The organism is Dellaglioa sp. CoH-57-MRSF-18, from assembly GCF_056781995.1.
The window spans coordinates 1-413 of the sequence record NZ_JBXAXX010000107.1 but is presented as its reverse complement, the minus strand read 5'-3'; the positions used below and the strand labels follow the sequence as shown (position 1 = coordinate 413).

The following is a 413-nucleotide window of genomic DNA, read 5'->3' as shown; positions in this document are numbered from 1 at the left end:
TCAGCTCGTTACTAACGTCAACAGTCCGACGAGTTCCCCATACAACTTCAACATACAGTTGAACACGTACTACTGGGTTCAGCTTCAGTTCTCGTACTACAGTACGACGAGCACAGCTTCCTCGGCAGTGATGAGCGCAACGTACACGATTAACGGGGCTACCGTTCAGCAAGATATTCCTGTGACGTGGAGCGCTGACAACTTCACCACAGGACAGATTGCTAACCGCCTCAAGTTCTTTGCCTCAAACTTCGTCAGTTACTTCATCGACGACTTGGTGATTCAGAGCGTATCCGGTGCGGACCCTACGTGGCCCCTTGGCGCGGGTGTGTGGCCGACTCCTGAAACTGAGCCTGCTATATCAGCACGTCGTATTTACGCAGTGAACGCCACAGGTGACGGATCGCTCACTC

General features: G+C 52.8%; 1 protein-coding gene. It reads left to right on the top strand.

Going from position 1 to position 413, the window contains the following annotated elements; all coding sequences use genetic code 11:
* Positions 1 to 413, top strand: a 413-nt coding sequence (locus tag AC1RPG_RS08290) for a hypothetical protein (protein ID WP_481762514.1), incomplete at both ends; no start/stop codon positions are given.